This is a genomic window from Streptomyces sp. NPDC050535 (assembly GCF_044457665.1).
GTDB lineage: Bacteria > Actinomycetota > Actinomycetes > Streptomycetales > Streptomycetaceae > Streptomyces.
In genome coordinates, this window is the sequence record NZ_JBITHE010000003.1 from 446,174 (window position 1) to 469,880 (window position 23,707).

General features: G+C 69.9%; 16 protein-coding genes and 1 riboswitch. Of the genes, 8 read left to right on the forward strand and 8 right to left on the reverse strand.

The features are described from left to right. Positions 1-96: 96 nt before the first annotated feature. Entirely contained in the window at positions 97-723 is a 627-nt protein-coding gene (locus ACIBLC_RS10045) for a YigZ family protein (protein WP_399210280.1), read from the reverse strand. Between the two features lie 192 nt (positions 724-915). Between ACIBLC_RS10045 and ACIBLC_RS10050 the strand changes: the two genes are divergently transcribed. Then, complete coding sequence (locus ACIBLC_RS10050) at positions 916-2,907, forward strand: APC family permease (RefSeq protein ID WP_399210282.1); 1,992 nt, start codon at positions 916-918, stop codon at positions 2,905-2,907. Here ACIBLC_RS10050 and ACIBLC_RS10055 read toward each other — a convergent pair. The 5 genes from ACIBLC_RS10055 to ACIBLC_RS10075 form a co-directional block, all read right to left on the reverse strand. After that, positions 2,904-3,449, reverse strand: a complete 546-nt coding sequence (locus tag ACIBLC_RS10055; protein WP_399210283.1) for a SixA phosphatase family protein — start codon at positions 3,447-3,449, stop codon at positions 2,904-2,906. The two genes, ACIBLC_RS10050 and ACIBLC_RS10055, sit on opposite strands and share 4 nt — an antisense overlap. Further along, a complete protein-coding gene (locus tag ACIBLC_RS10060; RefSeq protein ID WP_399210285.1) occupies positions 3,446-4,126 on the reverse strand; it encodes a hypothetical protein in 681 nt (226 codons plus the stop codon). The genes ACIBLC_RS10055 and ACIBLC_RS10060 overlap by 4 nt, the downstream gene beginning before the upstream one ends. 88 nt (positions 4,127-4,214) lie before the next feature. Further along, a complete protein-coding gene (locus tag ACIBLC_RS10065) occupies positions 4,215-5,033 on the reverse strand; it encodes an ABC transporter ATP-binding protein (protein WP_399210287.1) in 819 nt (272 codons plus the stop codon). Next, entirely contained in the window at positions 5,030-6,055 is a 1,026-nt protein-coding gene (locus ACIBLC_RS10070) for a FecCD family ABC transporter permease (protein WP_399210288.1), read from the reverse strand. The genes ACIBLC_RS10065 and ACIBLC_RS10070 overlap by 4 nt, the downstream gene beginning before the upstream one ends. Then, the gene (locus ACIBLC_RS10075) at positions 6,052-7,074 is read right to left on the reverse strand and encodes an ABC transporter substrate-binding protein (RefSeq protein ID WP_399210289.1); all 1,023 of its coding nucleotides are present in this window, start codon (positions 7,072-7,074) and stop codon (positions 6,052-6,054) included. Before ACIBLC_RS10075 ends, ACIBLC_RS10070 begins: the two co-directional genes overlap by 4 nt. Before the next feature lie 69 nt (positions 7,075-7,143). Next, a riboswitch (cobalamin riboswitch) is annotated at positions 7,144-7,329 on the reverse strand. Positions 7,330-7,814: 485 nt separating this feature from the next. Here ACIBLC_RS10075 and ACIBLC_RS10080 point away from each other — a divergent pair. The 7 genes from ACIBLC_RS10080 to ACIBLC_RS10110 all read left to right on the forward strand — a co-directional run bounded on the left by ACIBLC_RS10080 (position 7,815) and on the right by ACIBLC_RS10110 (position 20,409). Next, the gene (locus ACIBLC_RS10080; RefSeq protein ID WP_399210291.1) at positions 7,815-8,822 is read left to right on the forward strand and encodes a hydroxyacid dehydrogenase; all 1,008 of its coding nucleotides are present in this window, start codon (positions 7,815-7,817) and stop codon (positions 8,820-8,822) included. Then, entirely contained in the window at positions 8,819-11,071 is a 2,253-nt protein-coding gene (locus tag ACIBLC_RS10085; RefSeq protein ID WP_399210292.1) for an alpha-galactosidase, read from the forward strand. Before ACIBLC_RS10080 ends, ACIBLC_RS10085 begins: the two co-directional genes overlap by 4 nt. A gap of 38 nt (positions 11,072-11,109) precedes the next feature. Beyond that, the gene (locus ACIBLC_RS10090; RefSeq protein WP_399210293.1) at positions 11,110-12,174 is read left to right on the forward strand and encodes a LacI family DNA-binding transcriptional regulator; all 1,065 of its coding nucleotides are present in this window, start codon (positions 11,110-11,112) and stop codon (positions 12,172-12,174) included. Positions 12,175-12,534: 360 nt separating this feature from the next. Continuing rightward, positions 12,535-13,890: an ABC transporter substrate-binding protein gene (locus ACIBLC_RS10095; protein ID WP_399210295.1), complete on the forward strand. Its 1,356-nt coding sequence runs from the start codon at positions 12,535-12,537 to the stop codon at positions 13,888-13,890. A 5-nt stretch (positions 13,891-13,895) separates the two neighbouring features. Then, positions 13,896-14,828 carry a carbohydrate ABC transporter permease gene (locus ACIBLC_RS10100; protein ID WP_399210296.1) on the forward strand — a complete coding sequence of 311 codons (933 nt, stop codon included), beginning with the start codon at positions 13,896-13,898 and terminating at the stop codon, positions 14,826-14,828. Then, the gene (locus ACIBLC_RS10105) at positions 14,825-15,760 is read left to right on the forward strand and encodes a carbohydrate ABC transporter permease (RefSeq protein ID WP_399210297.1); all 936 of its coding nucleotides are present in this window, start codon (positions 14,825-14,827) and stop codon (positions 15,758-15,760) included. Before ACIBLC_RS10100 ends, ACIBLC_RS10105 begins: the two co-directional genes overlap by 4 nt. Positions 15,761-15,846: 86 nt before the next feature. Further along, positions 15,847-20,409: a Tat pathway signal protein gene (locus ACIBLC_RS10110; protein WP_399210298.1), complete on the forward strand. Its 4,563-nt coding sequence runs from the start codon at positions 15,847-15,849 to the stop codon at positions 20,407-20,409. A 55-nt stretch (positions 20,410-20,464) separates the two neighbouring features. Here the strand turns inward: ACIBLC_RS10110 and ACIBLC_RS10115 are convergent, their stop codons facing one another. Together ACIBLC_RS10115 and ACIBLC_RS10120 are read right to left on the reverse strand one after the other, a co-directional pair. Further along, a complete protein-coding gene (locus ACIBLC_RS10115) occupies positions 20,465-21,706 on the reverse strand; it encodes an alginate lyase family protein (protein WP_399210299.1) in 1,242 nt (413 codons plus the stop codon). Then, positions 21,672-23,282, reverse strand: coding sequence for a glycosyl hydrolase family 28 protein (locus tag ACIBLC_RS10120; protein ID WP_399210300.1), 1,611 nt, complete (start codon positions 23,280-23,282; stop codon positions 21,672-21,674). The genes ACIBLC_RS10115 and ACIBLC_RS10120 overlap by 35 nt, the downstream gene beginning before the upstream one ends. Between the last annotated feature and the right edge of the window lie 425 nt (positions 23,283-23,707).

A 23,707-nucleotide genomic window follows, 5' to 3' on the forward strand; every position in this document is an offset into this window, starting at 1 on the left:
CGGCCCGATCCGCCAGGTCGCCGATCCGCCAGGTGGCCAGGTCGCCGATCATCCGAGTCACCGATCCGCCGAGTCACCGGGAGCGCCGGCCCCGGATCACGCGTCCCCGTACGCCTCCCCGCCCAGTTCCAACCCGGCCGTCCCGGCGGTGACATCGGCCAGCCACGATCGGAACGGCTCCACCTCGGCGTCCGGCAGCCCGATCTCGATGGTGACCGCCTCGCCGTAGCGGACGTCACGCACCTCGCGTCCCGTCGACCGCAGATCGTTCTCCACCTTGCCGGCCCGCTGGTGGTCGACCGTCACGGTGGCCAGCCGGAACCTGCGACGTGTGAGGGTTCCCAGGGTGTCCAGCGCCTCACCGACCGAGCCTCCGTACGCCCTGATCAGTCCACCCGCGCCGAGCTTCACCCCGCCGTAGTAACGGGTGACGACCGCGACGACGTAACGCATGTCGCGGCGCAGCAGCATCTGGAGCATGGGGACGCCCGCGGTGCCGCCCGGCTCCCCGTCGTCGCTCGCCCGCTGGACGGCGGCGTCGGCTCCGATGACGTACGCGAAGCAGTTGTGGGTGGCGGCGGCGTGCTCCTTGCGGATGGCGGCGATGAAGTCCTGGGCCTCCTGCTCGGTCGCGGCCGGGGAGAGGGCGCACAGGAAACGGGAGCGGTTGACCTCGGTCTCGTGCACGCCCGGGCGGGCCACTGTGCGGTACTCGTCCTGCATCGGGCCAGCGTAGGCGCCCTGTGCGCACATGGAGCACACCGGCGTCCGGGCGCGGTCGCCCCCGGCGCACGTGCGCGTGGGTACGTGGTGGATACTCGCTCGTCGTTGCCCGAGAGGCGCGGGACGCAGGCCTGGGCGACAGTTCGACCGACGCCGGATCGCCGGCCCGACCGATCGCAGGGAGATCGCAGCATGACCGGCACTCAGGTGGACAGCTCCGACGCGGACGCGCCCGACCGTCCCGAACCCTCTACGGCCGCACCCCGCTGGCGGGCGTGGCTCCTGGACGGCCTGAGCGAGCGGTCGGCACGGCACCCGGGCCCGCACGCCACGCCGGACGCCGAGCACCAGGGCCACAGGTGGTGGCGCGTGATGTGTCTGACCGGCGTGGACTACTTCTCCACGCTCGGCTACCAGCCGGGGATCGCCGCTCTCGCGGCCGGACTGCTCTCGCCGCTCGCGACGCTCGTGCTGATCGCGCTGACCCTGCTCGGCGCGCTGCCGGTGTACCGCCGGGTGGCGCACGAGAGTCCGCACGGCGAGGGCTCGATCGCGATGCTGGAGCGGCTGCTGCCCTGGTGGTCGGGGAAGATCTTCGTCCTCGTGCTGCTCGGTTTCGCCGCCACCGACTTCATGATCACGATCACGCTGTCGGCGGCGGACGCCTCCGCGCACGTCGTGGAGAACCCCTTCACCCCGCACTGGATGCACGGTGGGAACGTCTGGATCACGCTCGTCCTGGTCGCCGCGCTGGGCGCGGTCTTCCTGAAGGGTTTCAAGGAGGCCATCGGCATCGCCGTGGTGCTCGTGGGGGCTTATCTGGCGCTCAACGTCGTCGTGCTGGCCACCTCCGCCTGGGAGGTGTTGAGCAACCCGGTCAAGGTCGGCGACTGGACGGACGCGATGACGGCCGAGCACTCCTCGCCGCTCGCGATGGTCGGCGTGGCGCTGCTCGTCTTCCCGAAGCTGGCCCTCGGCATGTCCGGCTTCGAGACCGGTGTGGCGGTGATGCCGCAGGTCAAGGGCGACGAGACGGACACGTTCGAGAAGCCGACGGGCCGGATCCGCGACACCCGCAAGCTCCTCACCACCGCCGCCGTGATCATGAGCGGCTTTCTGCTGCTGTCCAGCCTGGCGACGACGATCCTGATCCCGCAGGACGAGTTCGAGAGCGGCGGTGCGGCGAACGGCCGTGCCCTCGCGTATCTCGCGCACGAGCACCTCGGTGAGGCCTTCGGCACGGTCTACGACATCGCGACCATCGCGATCCTCTGGTTCGCCGGCGCCTCCGCGCTCGCCGGGCTCCTCAACCTCGTGCCGCGCTATCTGCCGCGCTACGGCATGGCTCCCGAGTGGACCCGCGCCGTGCGCCCGCTGGTCCTGGTCTTCATGGCCGCCGCGGTCTTCATCACGCTCTGGTTCAACGCGGACGTCGACGACCAGAGCGGTGCCTACGCGACCGGCGTACTGGTCCTGATGCTGTCCGCGTCCTTCGCCTCCACGGTCGCCGTGCACAGACGGGACCACCGGGGCGCCACGGCCGGCTTCGGCGCGATCACCGCGGTCTTCGCGTACACCCTGGTCACCAATGTCATCGAGCGGCCCGACGGCATCAAGATCGCGGGGATCTTCATCCTCGCGATCCTGCTCACCTCGTTCGCCTCCCGGGTGCGCCGCGCCTTCGAACTCCGGGCCGCCGCCGTCACGTTCGACGAGACGGCCGGCCGCCTCATCGACGAGGCGGCGGCGAGCGGACGGCTCCAGCTGATCGCCAACGAGCCGCAGGAACACAGCTCGCGGGAGTACCGCGCCAAGGAGCACAGCCAGCGCGAGCACACCCGCATCCCCGACGGCCACCCGGTGCTCTTCCTCGAGGTCTTCGTCACCGACTCCTCGGACTTCACCACCGAACTCACCGTGCACGGCGAGGAGAAGCACGGTGTACGCAGGCTGCGTGTCAGGGGCGCGACCGTGCCCAACACCATCGCGGCCGTCCTGATGCAGTTGCGCGAGCGCACCGGCTCGGTCCCCGACGCGTACTTCAACTGGACGGAGGGCAACCCCCTGAGCCACCTCGTACGCTTCCTCGTCTTCGGCGACGGCGAGGTCGCCCCGGTCACCCGCGAGGTGCTCCGCCGCGCCGAACCGGATCCGGAGCGCAGGCCCCGGATTCACGTGGGTTAGCCCTGCGGCTTGCCCCTCGGCACGATCATGTCGGTCAACAGCGCCGCGCCGGGGGCGAGTTCGCTCCACGCGCCGCCGTGCCAGGCGAGGATCGCGACGGCCGAGGTCGGGAACTTCGTCCGTACGTCGTCCAGGGCGTCATCGAGGCTGTCCCCGGCCAGTTCGAGCACCAGCTCCTCGAGGCCGGGGTTGTGGCCGATCACCAGCAACGTCCGCACCTCGTCCGGGACTTCACGAACGACTGCCAGCAACTCCGCCGCGTCGGCGCCGTACAGCCGCCCGTCAAGACGCACAGGCGGCGCGGTGCCCCACTGCGCGGCGGCCAGCTCCCCTGTCTGCCGGGCCCGTACAGCGGTCGAGCACAGCGCGAGGTCCGGCAGGCAGCCGGCGTCGGCGAGGGCACGTCCGGCGGCCGGTGCGTCGCGGAGGCCGCGCGGTCCGAGTGGTCGTTCGTGGTCGGCCACGCCGATGGGCCAGGCGGACTTGGCGTGCCGCAGGACGACGAGCCTGCGCAGCGGGCCGGCCCCGGAGCGCGCGATCACAGCACCGACCCGATGTCGCGGGTGAGCTCGAGCCCGAGAAGGCGGTCCGCGTAGGCGTACGTCTCGAAGCGGGCGCCGTACGGCACGTCCTCGGCGCTCTCCAGACGCCGCAGCACGTCGAGTACGGCGGGCACGTCGAGGTCGTCCTCCCACGCGGCCCGCAGTTCCTGCTTCACGGCTTCGGGGACGGGCCTGGACGGACGGGTGGCCCAGGTGGCGACCGCCGTCCGCCAGCGTGTGAGGGTCTCGCGGGCGCCGTCGAGGTCGGCGGCGTCGAGGTCGACGGGCTCCCGGCGCGGGGTCGCGAGCAGGAGCAGACGCAGCAGCGCCGGATCGGCCGTGCCGGTGACCGGGGCGACCTCGACCCGGATGCCCTCCACGACGGTGTCGCCCGGCGCGAGGACGTGAAGGGCCGGTCCGGCGCCTGCCGAACCCGCGTCGGCGCGGCGGATGCCGAGCGCGTCGGCGCGCGCCCGGAGGTCCGCGGGCGGATCGGCCGCGGTGACGGCGGGTGTCCCGCCGAGCTCCAGGGCCCGGGCGAGGACGTCGGCGACCAGCAGCACCCGCAGCGCGGAGGTGTCGGCCCCGAGTGGATGCGCCTGGACACGGACCGGACCGCGGCGGGCGCGGACGGCATCGGTGGACTCGCCTGTTCGAACATCGGTGATACGCAGCACGGGGTGAGCGTAGGCGGGCGGGAGGCCGGGCGCAGGTCGGTGGCCCCATTCCGGACAGCGCCGGGGCGCCCACCACCGGGGGACGTGCTCAGCCGACCGTCCCCAAGTACCGCACGTGCGGCCGTTCTTCGGGCCCGGAGCACGTCACGGCGGCCCGTACCCCGTAGACCCTGGCGATCAACTCCTCGGTGAGTACCTCGCGCGGGTCGCCGCAGGCCACGACTCGGCCTTCGCGCAGGACGACGAGCCGGTCGCAGTACATCGCGGCGAGGTTGAGGTCGTGCAGGGCGACCACGGTGGTGACCGGGAGGCCGGTGATCAGGGTGAGCAGGTCGAGTTGGTGCTGGATGTCGAGGTGATTGGTCGGCTCGTCCAGAAGGAGTTCGCGCGGCTCCTGGGCGAGCGCGCGGGCTATCTGCACCCGCTGGCGTTCGCCGCCCGACAGCGTGTGCCAGGACTGGTGGGCGCGCTCGGCGAGCCCGGTGCGTTCGAGGGCCGCGCACACGGCGGCCTCGTCGTCCGCCGAGGCGGGGGTCCACGCGCGGCGGTGCGGGGTGCGTCCGAGTCGTACGACGTCGAGGACGGTCAACTCGACCTGGGTGTCGCTCTGTTGCTCGACCACGGCGACCCGTTGGGCGATGTCCCGGCGGCGCAGTCCGGCGAGGGGTTCGCCGTCGAGCGTGACGACGCCGGACGCCGGGGTGAGCACACCGGAGAGCAGGCGCAGGAGGGTGGACTTGCCGGAGCCGTTGGGGCCGAGGAGTCCGACGGTGGAGCCGGACTCCGGGGCGAGACTCACCCCGTCGAGGATGAGCCGGCCGCCGGCCGCGCGGGTGACACGGTCGGCGCGCAGGCCTGCGTGCCTCCGCTCGTCGGTCGTCCCCCTGTCAGCCGTCCTGTCGGTCATCCGGCTCCCCCCGAGGCGGCCTTCGACCGGTAGAGCACCAGCACGAACACCGGCACCCCGATGAGCGAGGTCACCACGCCCACCGGCACCTCCTGCGGGTCGAGGACGGTGCGGGCGAGCGTGTCGACCCACACCAGGAACACCGCTCCGGCGAGCGTGGACACCGGCAGCAGCCGGGCGTGGCCCGGTCCGACCAGCGCGCGGGCCGCGTGCGGCAGGACCAGGCCGACGAAGCCGATCGCGCCCGAGGAGCTGACGAGCGCGGCGGTGAGCAGCGCCGTGACGCTCAGCAGCACCAGCCGGGTGCGTGCGACGGACACCCCGAGGGAGGCCGCCGCGTCCTGCCCGAAGGCGAAGGCGTCGAGTGTCCGGGTGTACCCCAGGCAGACCACGAGTGCGAGGACGAGGACGCCGAAGCCGGCCCACACGTCCGTCCAGTCGGCGCCGCTGAGCGAGCCGAGCAGCCAGAACAGCACCCCGCGGGTGGTCTCGGCGTCGGCAGCGGTCATGATGACGAAGGAGGTGAGCGCGGAGAAGAGCTGCATGGCGGCGACGCCCGCGAGGACCACGCGGTCGGTCGTGCCGCCGAGTGTGTGGCTGAGCAGGAGTACGAGCGCGAAGGACAGGACCGCGCCCACGAAGGCACCGGCGGACACCGACACCACGCCGCCGCCGACTCCCAGCACCACCACGGCGACCGCGCCCGTCGACGCCCCGGAGGACACCCCGAGCACGAAGGGATCGGCGAGCGGATTGCGCAGCAGCGACTGCATCACCACACCGCAGACGGCGAGTCCGGCCCCGCAGACGGCGGCGAGCAGCGTGCGCGGCAGCCTGAGCTGCCACACGATGCCGTCCCGGATCGGTGAGAGATCCGTACTCCCCCAGCCGAGATGGGCCCCGACCGTCGACCAGACGTCGCCGACCCGTATGTCGGCGGGTCCGACGGTGATCGCGACGGCGACGGAGAGACAGAGCGCGGCGGCTCCGGCCGCCCCGAGCAGCAGTCCTCTGACGGTCACCCGGTGAGCCCGGACTCCCGCAGGCCCGCGGCGACTTGTTCCACACCCTCGACGGTGCGGATGGTCGGGTTCATGGCCTGGCCGCTGAGCAGGACGTACCGCCTGTGCCTGACGGCGGACATGTTCCTGGTGACCGGGTCGGACTCCAGGAACTCGATCTTCTTCGCGGCGGACTCGGCAGTCTGCGACCTGCGCGTCAGATCGCCGATGACGAGGACGTCGGGGTCACGGTCGGCGACGGTCTCCCAGTTGATCTGGGGCCATTCGTCGTGGGTGTCGTCGAAGACGTTCTGTGCGCCGAGTGTGCGGGTGATGGCACCGGGGGCGCCGCAACAGCCCGCCATGTAGGGCGATTCGGAGTTGGCGAACCAGTACAGGAGGGTGACGTCGGAGGCGTCGACGCCGGACGTGGCGGTCTCCACCCGCTTCTTGAGCGACGTGACGAGCTTCTCGCCGCGCTCCTCCACCCCGAACACCTCGGCCAGGTCGCGCACTTCGCCGTAGACGGTGTCCAACGTCAGCGGCCGCTGCCGCGCGCCGTCCCCGTCACCGGAGTTGTCCTTGCCGGCGCAGTCGGAGGGCGAGACGTACGTCGGCACGCCGAGCTTCTCGAACTGCTCGCGGGTCGCCACCCCGCCCTTGCCCAGGGTGGAGACGAAGGAGGCGGCGACGAAGTCGGGTTCGGCGTCCAGGACGCGTTCGAAGGAGGGGTTGTTGTCGGAGATCCGCTCGACCTTCGCGTTCTCCCTCTCCAGCCCCTTCATCACGGGGTCGGTCCAGGTGGCCGTCCCGGCCATCCGGTCGGCGAGTCCGAGCGCGAGCATGATCTCGGTGGTGCCCTGGTTGAGGGAGACCGCGCGCCGCGGCGGCGTGTCCACGCGCACCGCCTGCCCGCAGTTGTCGAGTGTGACGGCGCCCTTGTCGGCAGTGGTGCCGGACGAACCGGATCCGCAGCCGGTCAGGAGCAGTGCCCCCGAGGTCAGCAGGGCAGCGTGGCGGGCAAGGCGCGCGAAAGGCACGGAAGGCGATCCCTTGTCGTCGAGGACTCAAGCGCGGAGCCCGGTCGTACGGTGCTCCCCCGCGCCCTCAGGACCGCGGAGGCCGCCAGCAGGTCTTCGGACTCGGGATCACCCGGACGAGGCGCCTTCCCGGACCTCACGCGGTCCAGTGGCCGATGCCCCGCCCGTCACCCTCACCGCTGCGCGTCAGTTCCGGGTTCACACCGGATTCCCTGACCCACGTACATGGGTTCGACTGGCCTCGGCAAGCTATCACGGGGCCTCGGGGGAACCGCCGGGCGGCCTGGGCGTCCGCCGGCGCGCGGCGGAGCGGCGGCCGGGACGAGGTACGCGCCGTTGGCACGCAGACGGTCGCGCCGTGCGCTGGGGCACCCGGCGGCCACGGACGCCGGCCTCGTCCCAGCCGCTGTAGGTCCCAGCCGCCGTGGTCGCACACGGGGCGAGCTCTTCGGGCAAGGCAGGGCACGACAGGGAATCGCAGCAGGCGCGTCACCAATCCGAAGTCGCGCGATAGAAACCGCGTGACAGAAACCGGTAACTGGACGGAGATACCGGTTGTGGCGACTTTTCACCGCATAACTCCTCGGACACCCCGCCCTTTTGCCGTGCCCGACCATTGACCCTTTCTCCTCATGCCCCCTAGCGTAGAGATCGGTTACTACGCATGCGGTCCTCGTAGTTGCCACTCCCCGAACAAGCCCCGGTTTTCCCTGTGCTGCCCCGAAGCGGAGGCCATCCCCTTGCCCGAGCGTCCACTGGCACTGTTCGCCATGAGTGCCGAGACCCTGCCCAGCGTCTATCCGTCCGCCGTACTGGATCGGATCCGGGCCTGTGTCGACGTCGATCCCGATCTGATAGCCGAGGACTTCCGGGACCCACGGGTGCGAAGGGTCCTGGCGGAGGCCGAGATCCTGCTTACCGGATGGGGCTGCCCGCGCATCGACGCCGCGGTGCTCGACGCGGCCCCCAGGCTGCGTGCGGTGCTGCACGCGGCGGGCTCGGTGAAGGGGACCATGGCGCCGGGCTGGTGGGAGCGCGGCCTCGTGGTGTCCTCGGCCGCTGCCGCCAACGCCCTGCCCGTCGCCGAGTACACCCTGGGCATGATCCTGCTCGTCGGCAAGGACCTGTTCGCCTCCCGCGAGCACTACCGCGCCCGGCGCACGTTCACCGTCGCCGAGATACAGCCCGGCATCGGCAACTTCGGCCGCAGGATCGGGATCGTGGGCGCCTCGAAGATCGGCCGCCGGCTCATCGAGCTCCTGCGGCCCCACGATTTCGAGGTCGCCCTGTCCGATCCGCACGTGGACCGGGACGAGGCGGCCACCCTCGGAGTGTCCTCGCTTCCTCTCCACGAACTGATGCGGACCAGCGACATCGTCTCCGTCCACGCGCCCGCCATCCCCACCACCCACCGCATGATCGGCGCCCGCGAACTGGCGCTGATGCCCGACGGAGCCGTGCTCATCAACACCGCGCGGGGCAGTCTCGTGAACACCGACGCCCTGGTCGAAGCGCTCCGTCCGGGCCGCGTCAGCGCGATCCTCGACGTGACCGACCCCGAACCGCTGCCCTCCGACTCCCCGCTCTTCGACCTCCCCAACGTCTTCCTCACCCCGCACCTGGCCGGCTCTCAGGGCAACGAGGTGCGCCGCCTCGGTCTGTACGTGGCCGAGGAACTGGAACGCCTGCTCGCCGGACGTCCTCTCGTCCACCAGGTCGACCACACCGGACTGGAGCGCGCCGCGTGACCGACCTCGCCCGGAACACCGGGAAGACGAACCGGACTTCACCCGAGAGCACCCGTACCTCGCCCGAGGACACCCGGACCATGGCGGAGGACACCCGCACCGCGCCGGAGCCGACCCCGTCCTCCACCCAGGCACAGCCTGACCGGCCCTCCGCGGAAACCTGGGGCAACTCCGTCCTCACCCTCCACTTCACGCTCGGCAGCGAGTCGGGACCACCCCGGCTGCTCGGCCTCGGCGCACCGGCCGCCGGACGCGACGCGCTGCCCCTCGTCGAGGTGGAACTCGCCGGTCACGGACGCAGCGGCACCTCCGGCAAGCGGCATCTCGACGGACTGGTGTCCCAACGGCTGCGCTACGTGGCCCACACGTCCGACGCCGAGCGGCTCACCGTCCGTATGCACGACCCCGCGACGGACCTGACCGTCCAGGCCCACTACCGCGTTGCACCGGACCTGCCGGTTCTCACCGCCTGGGCCGAACTCACCGCGGGCGACCGGGAGATCCGCGTCGAGCAGGTCTCGTCGTTCGCCCTCTCCGGTCTCGCCGCCGCCCTCGGCGCCCGGAACCGCTGGGAGGAGGAGCTGAAGCTGTGGACCGCGGACAACCCTTGGAGCGGCGAGTACCGCTGGAGCGGGATGCCGCTCCGCGAGGCCGGGCTCATCGACGTCGGGATGACCCGGTTCGGCCAGACCGGGTCCAAGAACCGGGTGGCGCTCACCTCCACCGGGTCGTGGCCCTCGTCGGAGAAGCTCCCGATGGGCTGGCTGGAGGGCCCGGCGCGGGTACTGGCCTGGCAGATCGAGCACAACGGCTCCTGGCACGCGGAACTCGCCGACCGCTTCGACGAGGTGTGTCTGCTGCTGTCGGGGCCCGGGCAGCGCGAACACCAGTGGTCGGTACTGCTCGCGCCCGGCGAGGGTTTCACCTCGGTCCCGGTCGGTCTGGCCCTCGCGCACGACCGGGACGCTGCCCTCGCCGCGCTGACCCGGCACCGGCGCGCGACGCGCCGCCCGCACCCGGATACCGTCGAACTCCCCGTCGTATTCAATGACTTCATGAACTGCCTGATGGGCGATCCGACGACGGACAGACTGCTGCCGCTGATCGACGCGGCGGCAGCGGCCGGCGCCGAGTACTTCTGTGTCGACGCCGGGTGGTACGACGACGAGCGCGCCGGGGAGGGTCCGGGCGGGGTGCCCGGCTGGTGGGACGCGGTCGGTGCCTGGGAACCGTCACGCGGCCGTTTTCCCGGCGGGCTCGCCGAGGTCACCGACGCGATCACGACCGCCGGGATGATTCCGGGACTGTGGCTGGAGCCGGAGGTCGTCGGCATCCGCAGCGATCTCGCCAGCGCCCTTCCCGACGAGGCGTTCTTCCGCCGTGACGGTGTCAGGATCACCGAGTGGGGCCGCCATCAGCTCGATCTGCGCCACCCCGCGGCCGTCGCCCACCTCGACGCCACGGTCGACCGGCTGGTCGGCGAGTTCGGCCTGGGCTATCTGAAGCTCGACTACAACATCGACATCGGCGCGGGAACGGACGCCCACCCGCACGGCCCCGGGCACGGCCTGCTCGAGTACAACCGCGCCTATCTGCGCTGGCTGGAGGGCGTACTCGACCGCCACCCGGGCCTGGTCCTGGAGGGCTGCGCGGCGGGCGGCATGCGTGTGGACCACGCCACCCTGGCCACGGTGCCCGTGCAGTCGCTGACGGATCAGCAGGACGAGCGGCTGATCGCGGCGATCGCCGCCGCCGCGCCGACCGCCGTACCACCGGAGCAGGGCGCGGTCTGGGCGTACCCGCATCCCGGACAGAGCGACGCGGAGCTCGCCTTCACCATGGTGTCGGCGCTACTCGGCCGCGTGCACCTCAGCGGCCGGCTCGATCTGCTCTCCCCCCGCCAACTCGGCCTGGTCGGCGACGCCATGGCCGAGTACCACGCCTACCGTCGGACCCTCGCCCACGCCGTGCCGTCCTGGCCACTCGGCCTGCCGGGCTGGCGGGACGACTGGCTCGCACTCGCCCTGGACACGGGTGAGGAGACACTGCTGGCTGTATGGCGCAGGGGCGGCAGGGAGTCGGTGCGGGAGATCCCCGTCCCCGTGGGTACAGGTGGGGTGACCGTTCTCTATCCTGCTGGCGGCGAGGCGGCACTCGACCGGTCGGCGGCGTGGCTGCGAGTGGTGCTGCCCGAGCCGGTCTCCGCCGTGCTCGTGCGGCTGCGGCGGCACGGCGCACCACTAAAGTGAGCGTCCACGCAGGTGCACGGGGTGGAGGGAAACAACAGGTGGAGAAGAACGCGGCGGCCCCGCCCCGTGGCGATGCCTCGACGGTGAGGGACGTCGCCGCGCGGGCGGGCGTGTCGGCGGCGACCGTCTCCCGCGTGCTCGGCGGCACCTATCCCGTGGCCAAGGCCACCCGCGCCAAGGTCCTCAAGGCCATGCGCGAACTCGACTACGTGGTCAACGCGCACGCCCGCGCGCTCGGCGGCGCCACCAACAGCACCGTGGCATTCGTGGTCGACGACGTCACCGGGCCCTTCTACGCCCACATCGCGCGGGGGGTCGAGGAACAGGCTTCGGCCGAGGGCCGGCTGTGCATGCTGTGCACCACGCACGGCGACCCGCAGCGCGTGCTCGCCGTCGTGGAGACGATGCGCGAACAGCGCGCCGACGCCGTGATCGTGGTCGGCGGAGCCTGGGACGACAAGGCGTACCAGGACCGTATGACCCATTTCGCGCACGCGCTCGACCGGGCGGGCTCCCGGCTCGTGCTCATCGGCCGGCCACCGCTGGGCCCGGGTGTGCCCGCCACCGTCGTCGACTACGACAACGAGGGAGGCGCTTTCGCCATGACGGCCCATCTGCTGAGCGGGGGCCACCGCCAAGTCGCCTATCTGGGCCGGGTACCGGGCCTGTCCACCAGCAGCCAGCGCATCAGCGGCTTCGTCCGGGCCCACGAGATGCACGGCCTCGAACCGAACCCCGGTCTGATCGTGGACGGCACCTTCACCCGCAGCTTCGGCTATCAGGGGATGCGGGAACTCCTCGCGTCAGGCGTCGAGTTCAGCGCGGTCTTCGCGGGCACCGACATGGTCGCGGCGGGCGCCCTCCAGGCTCTGCGCGAGGCCGGAGTACGAGTCCCCGAGGACGTGGCGCTCGCGGGTTACGACGACATCCCGACCGCCGTGGACGTATATCCGGCGCTGACGACGGTGCACGTCCCGTCCGAGGAACTGGGCCGCACAGCGGTACGACTCGCCCTGCACCGCCAGGAGTTCCCCGACGGCCAGCACCAGATGCTCGGCACCCACGTCGTGGTCCGAGGCTCCACCAGGCGACCCGGGGGCTGACCGGCCGGGGCGCGCGGTGCCACCGGCCGTCCACACCTGCCCGATCCCGTGGTGCGTCCCGCGCAGGCAGGTGGGGCGCACCCCCGTTCGCGCTGCCACGCCACCCTTCTTAGTAATCGGTTCCTAACCGACAGATCCGTGGACTTCGGCAACCGTCGTTCGAAATGCCGTGCAGTTCAGGGCACTTCCGCGTGAAGAGAAGATTTCTGCGTACGACATCTTGCCCCACGGAGAACGCAGCCCTAGCTTCCATAGAGACCGATTTCTATCCATCGCTCGTCCGGGAGCGCGATCGAGAAGTCGGGCCGTCCCCCACGCCGTCAGTGCCCCCAGACCTGCCCAGAACTCCGGGAGAACCTCATGAACCGCAGCCAAGTCCGTGTAAATCGCAAGCAGGCCCGAGTGGCCGCCGCGACCGCCGTGGTCCTCTCGGTCGTGCTGGCCGGCTGCGGGAGCGGTGACGACGGCGACTCGAAGGCCAAGGGGCCGGTCACCGTCGAGTACTGGAACTGGGCGGAGGCCAAGAACATCGACCCCGTGGTCGCCAAGTTCAACGCGACACACGACGACATCGAGCTCAAGTTCGTGAAGCAGGCCGACAACCCGGGCACAGCCTCCAACCTGCGCAACGCGGTGGCCGCCGGGAAGAACGTGCCCTGCCTCGTCCAGAACTTCGGCGAGGCACCCGCGCTGGCCTCCGAGGGCCTGGCGACCGACATCACCGAGGCGCTGAAGCCCTACGTCGACAAGGGGCTCTTCCGGGAATCGGCGCTGCCCGCCGCACAGGCGGCCGACCACTACTACGCGGTACCGGGCGGCGGCACCCCGGCCTTCATGATGATCAACCGCGAGATCTACGACAAGTACGGCATCGACGTCCCCAAGACCTGGGACGACCTGATCGCGGCGGGCAAAGAGCTCAAGAAGCACGGCGTCTACGCGATGAACCTGGCAGGCGAGGACCCGAGCACCTTCATAGAACTGGTCCAGCAGGCCGGGGGCAGCTGGTACAAGATCGAGGGGGACCAGTGGAAGGTCGATTTCACCTCGCCCGAGTCCCTCAAGGCCGCCGACGTCGTCCAGCAGCTGATCGACAACGACGTCGTCGCCCACCAGACGTACATGGACCGGCCCGCGCTGATCAACTACTTCGACTCCGGCAAGATGGTCTCCCTGCCGGTCTCCACCTGGCAACTCCAGAACTACGAGCGCGAGTTCACCAAATCGACGGGCGACTGGGAGCCGGTGGACCGGCCGCAGTACACGGACGCGGCCGAGTTCGTCACCCCGCTGCACTCTCCCACCAGCGGCCTGCTCGTCCCCAAGGGCTGTGAGCACGCGGAGGCTGCCGTCGAAGCCGGCGTCTGGCTCAACACCGACAAGGCCGCGGTCGACGCCTCGTACCAGTCGGACACCAAGCAGTACAGCTGGCCCGGTGCGCTCCCCGACCCCACGCCGTGGGTCGACTCCGCCGTCCCCGAGAAGCTTTTCGGCAAGCACAAGGCCGAGGCACGCGAGGTGATCCTCAAGGCGGTCGAGGGCGGCAGGGACCCGTGGACCGCGGGCCCGAACTACACCGGGATGTTCGCCGAACTCCAGGACCAGTGGGCCAAGGCGGTCGCCAAGGAGACCACCTTGAAGCAGCTCCTGGACAGCATGCAGAAGTGGACGGTCGCCGACCTGAAGTCCAAGAACATCAACGTCGTCGAGGACTGATCCCCGTGGCAGTCGGCACCGCACACCCGCGCCGCGCCGCGCGTCTGGGGTGGAAGAGGCTCCAGGCCCTCAAGGGCGCGTCGCTCACCATCCCCTTCTTCCTCGGGTTCGCGCTCTTCACGGTCGTGCCGCTGTTCATGGCGCTGCGGGAGAGCCTGTACCGGGAGCAGAGCTCGGGGCTCGGATTCGGTGCGAAGACCGTCGAGTTCGTCGGTCTGGACAACTTCACCGAGGGCTTCTCGGACGGCAGGTTCTGGGGAGCCATGGGCCGGGTCGCGCTCTTCGCGGCGATCGCCATCCCGTTGATCCAGCTCGCCGGTGTGGGGCTCGCGCTGCTCCTGGACGCGGCGTCGCAGCGGACGGCCAACCGCTTCCGGATTCCGCTGCTGGTCCCGTACATGATCCCCGGCATCGTCGCTGTGCTCGTCTGGATCTACATCTACAGCCCCGCCGTCGGCCCGTTGACACCGTTCCTCGCCGCCTTCGGAATCGACGCCGACTTCTACAGCGGCGAGTTGATCTGGGTCTCGATCGGCAATCTCGTGGCGTGGAGCAGTATCGGCTTCAACATGCTGATCGTGTACTCCGCGCTGCGGGCGGTGCCGACGGAGATCTACGACGCGGCCCGCATCGACGGAGCCTCGGAGTGGCGGATCGCCTGGTCGGTGAAGGTGCCGATGGTGCGCCGGTCCCTGGTGCTGACGACCGTGCTCAGCATCATCGGCACCCTCCAGATCTTCAGCGATCCGATGCTGTTCCGGTCGATGACACCGGAGACCGTCACCCGCGACTTCACTCCGATCATGGCCATCTACGACTGGGCCTTCGCCCAGGGCGAGTTCAATTACGCGGCCGCGCTCTCGGTCATTCTCGCGGTCGTCGTAGGCACCGCCTCCGCCCTCTTCTACCGGCTCACGAACAAGGCGCCCACCTCATGACCACGAGCATGGACACGAAGACCCGCCCCACCTCCGGCCCGCCCCGGGCCACGCGGCCGCTGCTGCGCCGGCGTACGACGAGCGGTGCCGTCCGTCATACCAGGCGCACCAAGGCCCTGGTGATCGCAGGTCTGGCCCTCTTCACGGTCTACTCGCTCGCCCCGGTGTGGTGGCTGATCGTCGCGGCGACCAAGAACCAACGCGACCTGTACACCACCAACGGCCTGTGGTTCACCCACATCAGCCTCGGGGACAACCTCCGGCAGCTGTTCACGTACCAGGACGGCATCTTCCTGACGTGGATGTGGAACACGCTGTTCTACGGCTTCGTGGGCACCGCGGGCATGACGCTGGTCTGCGTGGCCTGCGGATACGGCCTGGCGATGTACGAATTCCGCGGCAAGGGCGTCCTGATGGGCTGCGTCATCGGTTCGTTCCTGGTGCCGGGTGCGCTGCTCACCATTCCCTCCTTCCTGCTCTACACCGACCTCGACCTCATCGACACCCCGTCCGCGATCATCCTGCCGAGCTTCTTCAACGCCTTCTCCGTCTACCTCGCCAAGGTGTACGCGGAAGGCGCCGTCCCGCCCGAACTCCTCGAAGCGGCGCGCATCGACGGCGCCGGCGAGTACCGCATCTTCTTCCAGATCGGCGCCCGTCTGATGTCGACGGGCGCCGCCACGGTCTTCCTGCTCGGTTTCGTCGGCATGTGGAACTCATTCTTCGGCCCCCTGGTGTTCCTGCGCAGCCAGGAGAAGTGGCCGGTCATGCTCGGGCTCTACTCGTGGCTGAAGGTCAAGACGGACACCTCCGTCGACCTCACCGGCATGGTCGTGGTCGGCTCGATCATCTCGCTGGTCCCGATGGTGATCCTGATGGTCTCCATGCAGCGTTACTGGCGCTCCGGCGTCACCCTCGGCAGCCTCAAGTAGCCCTGTGCGGGGGCCACTCGGTTCCCGCACACTCGCTCCGGCCCGCCCTCCCTCCCCACGTCACCCTCCTGGAAGGGTTATTCGCCATGTCCGCAGCACCCCTGAACCGCCGTCACTTCGTCCAGCTGGCCGGGGCCGGCACCGCCGTGGCGGCCTCGAGCGGCTGGCTCTGGCAGGCCGCGCCCGTCGCGTACGCCGCGCGGCCGGCCGGAGCGAAGAAGGCCGGGCTCCTCGACCACCTCGTGCTCGGAGACGAGGAGTCCGAGTCCGCGCACGCCCTCGCCACCGATGGCAGCAGAACCGTCACGGACGACAACGGCGCCAAGGCCAGAGTCGCAACTCCCCTGGATCCGGCGGCCGTCAGAGGCGGCGAGCTCCGCTTCACCCTGCGCACCGACCCCCTGGCGCAGAACTACCTCACGCTCAAGCTCTGGGGCTCCGACGCCTCGGCGTACGTCACCCTCGCCTATCTCAACGGCGAGCAGATCGGTTTCCGGCGCAACTCCGACTACGAGCCGCTGAGTTTCGGACTCGCCAAGCCGGCTCCGGGCCGCTTCACGTACCAGACCACGATGCTGCCCCTGGAGATGACCCGCGGCCGGGACCGGGTGGAGATCACCCTCCGTACGTACACGAGCGGCTTCACGGGCACGGTCACCGCCGACTCCCGCGGCTACTACGGCGTCTACACGCACACCGCCGCCTTCGTCGACGCGTTCGCCGAGGACCTTCCGGACTACCGGCCGCCGACCGGCTCCCCTGCCGATCTCGGCGACCAGGAGAAGCAGTCCCTCGTCGACGGTCTGCGCGCCGCGCAGATCGCCCTCTTCCACAAGCTCTCGGCCCAGGTCGACGCCTCCGCCGCAGGCAATCTCTCGATCGTCCGCTACGTCGACGACCTCCGCTTCTACGCGGGAGTACTGACGACCGGCTGGTCCCCCGCGGCCACACCGGCCGAGAGGAAGGCCGCCCTGCTGCGGCTGTTCAAGTGCGTCGACAACCACGTCAAGGACTACTACGGCAACACCCGACTCCTGCTGCGCGGCGGTCACCAGGGCGACTGGGGCGGCTACTACGGAGCGCTCGGCGAGGCCCTCTACATCGCGGAGAACGTCATCGGTGACGAGGATGTCTACGGCGCGGACGCCTTCAAGGCCTTCCTGGACGAGGAGTTCACCACCGGTACATCGGAAGGCGAGACCTCTCTCGCGGACGTCGGCCTCGACGGCGGCACGCTCACCCGGCGCGCCGCCTGGGGCCGCTGCCTCAAGGCCAACTTCGACTTCGCGCGCTCCCGGCTGTCGTACATCTTCAACCAGGTGCTGTTCACCTACGAGGGTGCCTGGGAGGCCCACGAGGGCCTTCGGGTGATCGGTTCGCCCTTCTACGAGGGCAGGAGACGCAGCCACGCGATCCTCGGCGAGACCCTGGGCTTCCGGCCGTTCCTCGGCGAGGAGGTCCTGGTGGGACCGGACGGCAGGGATCTCGACCTGTACCACTCGCTCTTCTACCACGACACCACCGCGCGCTTCACCGACGACTACGTCCAGATCGTCGGCAAGGGCCTGGCGAAGAGCAAGCTCGACGCCAAGGGCGCGATCGTGCGGAGGCTGCCGTACGGCAGGCACTACACCGGGATCACCGCTGCCGGCCTTACCCGCGAGAACACCTACGTCGGCAACTACGGTGAGGAGGCGTCCCGTTATCTTGGCGAGTACTACTTCAAGACCTGGGGTCACAAGGGCGACGAGGAGCTGAACGACGAGATCCTCAGGCTGGCTCTGCGCAACTCCCATGCCCGGGGCCACACCCGCTATCCCGCAGCGGACGACGCCGGCGACAACCGGCTGATGCGCACCATCGGCGTCATCGACGAGCGGAACGTCTACGTGCCCGGCATCCCGGGCTACACGACCCGTGTCAACCAGGGCCAGTCGCTCTTCCTCGCCGCCGTCGAGGCACACATGGCCGCGCACCCGGACCGCTATACGGGCCGCGACTGGGACGAGTACTGGGAGTACGCCCGCGAGGCGGTCGGGTTCACCCGGCAACAGCTGCTCGACCGGCAGTACTTCAACCAGTTCGATGTGGTCACCCAGTGGCTCAAGGTCGATCTGCGGCTGGCCGAGACCTGGGCGTATCTCACCGGCGGGCGCGCGGAGTTCGAGCGCTTCGGGGGCGCCAAGGCCAACAGGGTCCTGCCGCAGACCGACTTCCGTTCCTACAGTGACATCGAGATCGCCGAACTGGGCGTGGACCCGGCCGACTACGAACGGTTCGCGTGGGTCGACATCGACAACATGTTCGTGTCGCTGCGCGACGGCGACACCCGCGCCTTCGGCTCGCTCTTCGTGCAGAACAGAGGAGTCAGCGGCAGCGGACGCCTGCACGTGATGGCACCGGCGTACGAGCACACGGTCCAGCTGCGCACCGACGGCACCTTCCGGTTCCGGGACTACTGGGCGCGCACCGACAGCGTCGACGCCGACTTCATGGAGGACATCAACACCGGCGACAACTGGGCCCCGCAGGCGCTGGCCGGAGAGATCTGCCCGATCGCGTTCCAGCCGGGCGTCGGCACGGTCAGCCGGGAGAACTTCGAGGCCGACACCCCCTACTCCGGTTACGTCGACTTCCTCAGCGCCCGCTACGGCCCGTACGTCTTCGGGATCAACACGACCCGCGAGGTGTACGGCAACAAACGGACCCACCGACTCGCCGTCCCGGCAGGACACCGGGGCGCCACGATCCTCGACCTGGTGTCCGGGAGGCGGCTGCCGGTCAGCGGCGACAAGGTGACGGTCCCGCCGTTCACCGCGGTGGTGCTCAAGCTGTCCGAGGGCGTGCCCGAGGTGCTGCTGCCGTCCGTGGTGCGCTACGCGGCCACGCTGGCCGGCGACACGTACGTCGGGGTCACCTGGACACCGACAGCGGGCGCCGAGTCGTACACCGTCCGGCGGGCGACGAGGGAGAACGGCGAGTACAAGACCGTCGCACAGGGAGTCAGGGGCCTGTACTGGCGGGACGAGAAGGCGAGGCAGGGCCGCAGCTACTTCTACACGGTGACCGCCGTGAACGGCGCGGGCGACGGCCGGCCGTCCTGGCGCGCCGAGGCCGCCCTCGCCGCGCCGGTCTCCAGCGGGCTCACCGGCTCCGGCTGGCGCGACGACCGGTTCGGCTCGCAGGACAGCGGCCGGACCTCGGTCAACGGTGCGCGTGTCACCGTCACGGGCGGGGACGGCACGGGGCTCGGCAAGGGCGACGACTACATGGTCGCCACCCGCGGCGTAGCGGACTCGCTCCTCTTTGTCAGCCGCGTCCTGGCCGGCACCGGCACGGTCACCGCCCGCGTCGACGACCACCGGGGCGCCCTGACCGGCCTGATGCTGCGCGACAAGCTCGACGCCGACACCCGTTACCTGTACTTCGGTGCCGACGCCGACGGCAGGCTCGTGCTGAGCAACCGGGACCGTGACAGCCGCCACGACTGGCAGGACGACGTGCGCTCCCCGCGCGACGCGGGGATCTCCGGCTTCACCGTCGCCGATACCCCCTACCTGCGGCTGGTCCGGGACTACGAGACCCACCAGGTCCTGGCGTTCGCCTCCCCCGACGGGAAGTCCTGGACATACGCCGGATCGATGCTCATGCCGCTGCCGTACGCCGTGCACGCGGGTGTCGCGGGCTCCGGGGACGCCGTACTCGCCACGGTGAGGGTGCGCGAGACGGCGGGCGGCGCACTGCTGCCCCATGTGGCGAAGCGCGCGGCGGACACGGCCGTCGTCGCCTGGAACAAGCCGGAGGACGCGACCGGCTTCACCCTCTACCGGACGTCGGACGCCTCCGCGGTCCCCACCAACCCTCTGAAGAACGGGGCGGGTTGGGAGGAGGTACTCACCGGCACCCGCCTCCGTAGCTACACGGAGAGGGAACTGCGGCACGGCAGGCGGTGGTTCAAGGTCGCTGCGTCCTACGCGAGCGGCGGCGACGCGGTCAGTGGGGACGCGACCGTCGCCGTCGCCGAGACGCTCGGGCAGCTCCTCGCCCGCGCCGGGAGGACCGACACCGCCGACTGGACGAAGAAGAGCTACGCGGCCTTCGCCGCCGAACTAGACCGGATCGAGAGGGCGGGAGCGGAGACGGACGCGGATGACGACGCGCTGATCGACGAGGTCTACGCGGCGTACGACCTGCTCGCGTCGCGGGACACCCTGCTGGCGAGGTTCGCGGTCACGGCGGCGATGGTGGCCGCCTCGACCAGCGAGTGGCCTGGCACCGGCACCAGGGCCTCCAACGGCTGGAGGGCCTTCGACGGCGACCTCGCGACATACACGGACACCCTCGCCTCCGAGAGCTGGGTGGACGTCGACGCGGGCGAGGCGGGCCCGGTCACCATCGACAGGATCCGCTTCCGCCCGCGCGCGAGCCAACCCGCCCGGGCCAACGGCACCGTTCTCCGCGGGTCCGGTGACGGTGGTGCGACCTGGACCGACATCCACACCATGAGCGGCGTGAGCGCCGATCAGTGGTACGAGGTGAAACTCCCCGAGCGGGCCTCGTACCCGCTGATCCGTGTGTACGACAACCACAACGGCCGCTGCAACCTGTCCGAGATCGAGTTCTGGTACTACCGCCCCGACGAGGCGTGACACGGGCGACGGGCCGGGCCGAAATCGGCCCGGCCCGTCGGTCCTGCAGGGGTTCCTACTTGGCGTACATCAGGGTGCCGAAGCCGAGTTGGTCGAAGCCACCGCTGGTGGAGCCGTAGTCACCTCCCCCGCCTTCGGGGCGCAGGCTCTCGGCCATCGCGGTGATGTACGGCACGGGGAGGCCGCGGCGGCGGGCGTAGTGGTAGTGCAGGATGTCCCAGACCGGTCTTGCCTGCCCGCGGCTCGCGGAGGAGATCGCGGTGTGCGACTGCTGCGCACAGTTCTGGCCGGTGCCCCAGGTGTACGTCGTGAAGGGCACCGACTGGCCGAGGTTGTACTTGGCGACGTACTGCGCGGCCTTCATGAACCGGTTGCCTCCGTAGCCGTACAGGTCCTCGCCCTGGGACCACGCCATCTCGCAGAAGGCGCCCATCTGGCCCATGCCCATCATGGTGTGCCCCTGGTCGCGTCCCGACTCCTGCCACTGGGCCAGGCCCTCGCTGTCGTACACGAAGGGGATGGCGTGGTTGACGGAGCCGTTGCCGGCGCCGGTCTTGAAGTAGTTCACCGCCTGGTCGTACTTGGCCGCGTCGTCGCACAGAATCCCGATCGCGAGGATCGAGTTCATGTTGCACAGGTCCCAGTTGGACCAGTAGTTGGTGATGCAGGCGTCGTTGTGTCCGGTCAGGAACTGGTTGTTGAGCGGGTAGAAGACGTTGAGCATCATCGTTCTGAACCGGCTGAGGTCGAACCCGCCGTAGCCGCGCATGAGTTCGGCGGCGTTGGCGAACTGGTAGCCGTAGATGCCGGCTGCCAGGAACCGGTCCGCGTTGCCGGTCACCGTGGTGAGCGTGCCGGACCAGGCATTGAGGATCCGGACCGCCGCGTCGCCGTTGGCGGTCGTCCCGGCGACCTTCCAGCGCAGGGCGTTCTGGTAGGCGGCGTGGATGTCGTTGTAGAGGATGCCGTAGTTCTCGCCCGTGCCGCCGCGGATGATCGTGGCCTGCGGGTTGGGGTTCCAGGTGCTCGCGGAGTGGGAGTTGGCGGTCAGGCGGCTCCAGCCGGACAGCCAGGGGGCGTCGCCCGCGGCGACCCGTACCTTGGCGCGGTTGAGTTCTCCGTAGGCGTGCAAGGCGCCGGGGTGGACGAACGTCGCGGGCGCGGCGTTCGCGGTGCCGCCGGTGACGGCCGAGGCACCGGCGGCGAGTCCGGCGGTGACACCGCCGACGGCTCTCAGCAGACCGCGGCGGCTCAACTCTCCATCAAATGTGGTGTTTTGGGTTTTGGTGCGGCTCATGTCCGTGCGTCTCCAATCCAGGTGGAGGATCCGGGTGCGAGGGGTGCTCACCTCCTGATGAAGAAGTCGGCAGGGTTGCCCGCGAGGACGCGGGAGCCATGACCGGAGGGGTTCGGCGGACCGCCGCCTCGGCGGTGGTGAGGAACTTCAGGTCCTTCACGTGCTCGTTGGCGTACATCGGCACGAGGTCGGACGTCTTGAACCAGCCCGGCTTCCGCATGCTGTCCGCGATCACCGTGCCGTTGACCACGAGGTTCTCGAAGGTGACGTCTCTGATCCCACGGGACTCGTCGTAGCCGACCAGCATCGAGACGCCCGCGCGCGTGCCCGTGTAGCTGAGGTCCTTGACGTACACCGACTCGATGCCGCGGCCCGGGGAGGTGTTGTAGGTCGCGTTGTGCATGACCCGCAGGTGGATGAGCTGGCCTTGGCGGAAGTCCTCGACGCGTACGCCGTCGACGCGGACGTTCCTGATGAGGTTGCTGTCACCCGCGTTGAGGGCGATGCAGCCCTGGTAACCGAGCTGGGGTTCGCGGTGGTCGCAGATGTCGAGGTTCTCGAAGGTGAGGTTCTCCAGGACCTCGGGGGCGCCCGTGTTGCCGTGTGTGCCGATGTTGACGGGGTGGGCTACGTCCGCCCACAGGGTTGAGTTCCGGACGGTGATGTCCCGGGTGTCGCCGTAGTAGTCCCAGCGGTGGGCGTAGATCGCGACGCAGTCGTCGGCGTTGCGCAGGAAGACTCCGTCGATGGTGACGCCGACGGAGCAGAAGACGTCGATGCCGTCTCCCCAGCCCTTCGAGCTGAAGGAGCCGAGCCCGGTGACGGTGACGTTCGACGACTCGCCGATGGTGACGGCGTACCCGTCGGGGTTGAGCATGGTGACGGCGCCGATGGAGATGTCCGTCGAGCCCTCGACCGTGGCACCGCCGCCCGGGGACGCCCAGATCACCCCGCGCCCGGCGAGTGCCGCCCCCTGCACGTCCTTGAAGCGGACGCGGGACCTGAGCACCGCGCCGCCGTGCAGGTACACCGTCTTGCCGGAGGGGACGGTCACCTGGCCGTCGGGGGTGGTGTGCACGCCGGGCCCGAAGTAGAGCACGTCGGGGTCGTCCTCGGCCGGGCGGTCGGTCTCCAGGGGACGGGCGAACAGGTGCAGGACGTCGAAGGTGTCGTCGTTGACCTGAACGACGAGGTTGCGCGGCTCGGTGAGCCCGAACCGCACGGTGTCGCCGCGCAGTTCGTGCGCGATGCCGTACGAGTCAGGGCGGATCCGGGCCTTCTCCACGCCGCCCTCGGCGTAGCTGACCTCCAACTCGACGACGTCCGCGAAGTCGAGGATCGCGAGGGAGGAGTTCTGGATCCGCGCGGTCCCGGTGGCGGTGTCGAGGATGTTGAGGGTGACAAGGTAGGTGTCCAACTCCTGCCATCCGCCGCCGGGCGCGCGGGCCTTGACGAGGTAGCTGTCGTTGGTCGGGGCGCCGTCTGGAACGGGATAGGTCACGAGCCGCGGACCGTGGGCGTCGCCCGCCGTCTCGGCCGTCTGCGGAGCCGTACCCCGTGGCGTCAACATGTCCATGCTGGCGTCACCTCCTGATGCGAGTTGTCCGAGTGACCCATTAACGGGTCAGACTGGACAGAAACCGGTTACTCAGCAGTGGGCAGAGCTTCTTCCCGGTCGGAATCAACGTCAAGGGTCTTGGCGAACTTTCGAAAAGAGTGGGTAGCCTCGGCGCCACGACGCGGAGGGGTGAACGGTCGCCGCAATCCCTGCGCGAACGAGACGAAATCAGCCCCTGACCGTGCCATTCTCCCCGCACATCCTGCATAGCGGCGATGCGGCAGACCCGGTGAGTGCCTCCTACGCCAAGGCGTCCGCCGCCGCCCGAGAACCCCGGGAACGCGGACCGACAATCGGATCCGCCGACGAACCACGGCCCGACGACGACGCCCCCGCTAGAAATCGGTTGCCGATCGTGTCACGCTACGCCGAGTTCGCCGGAC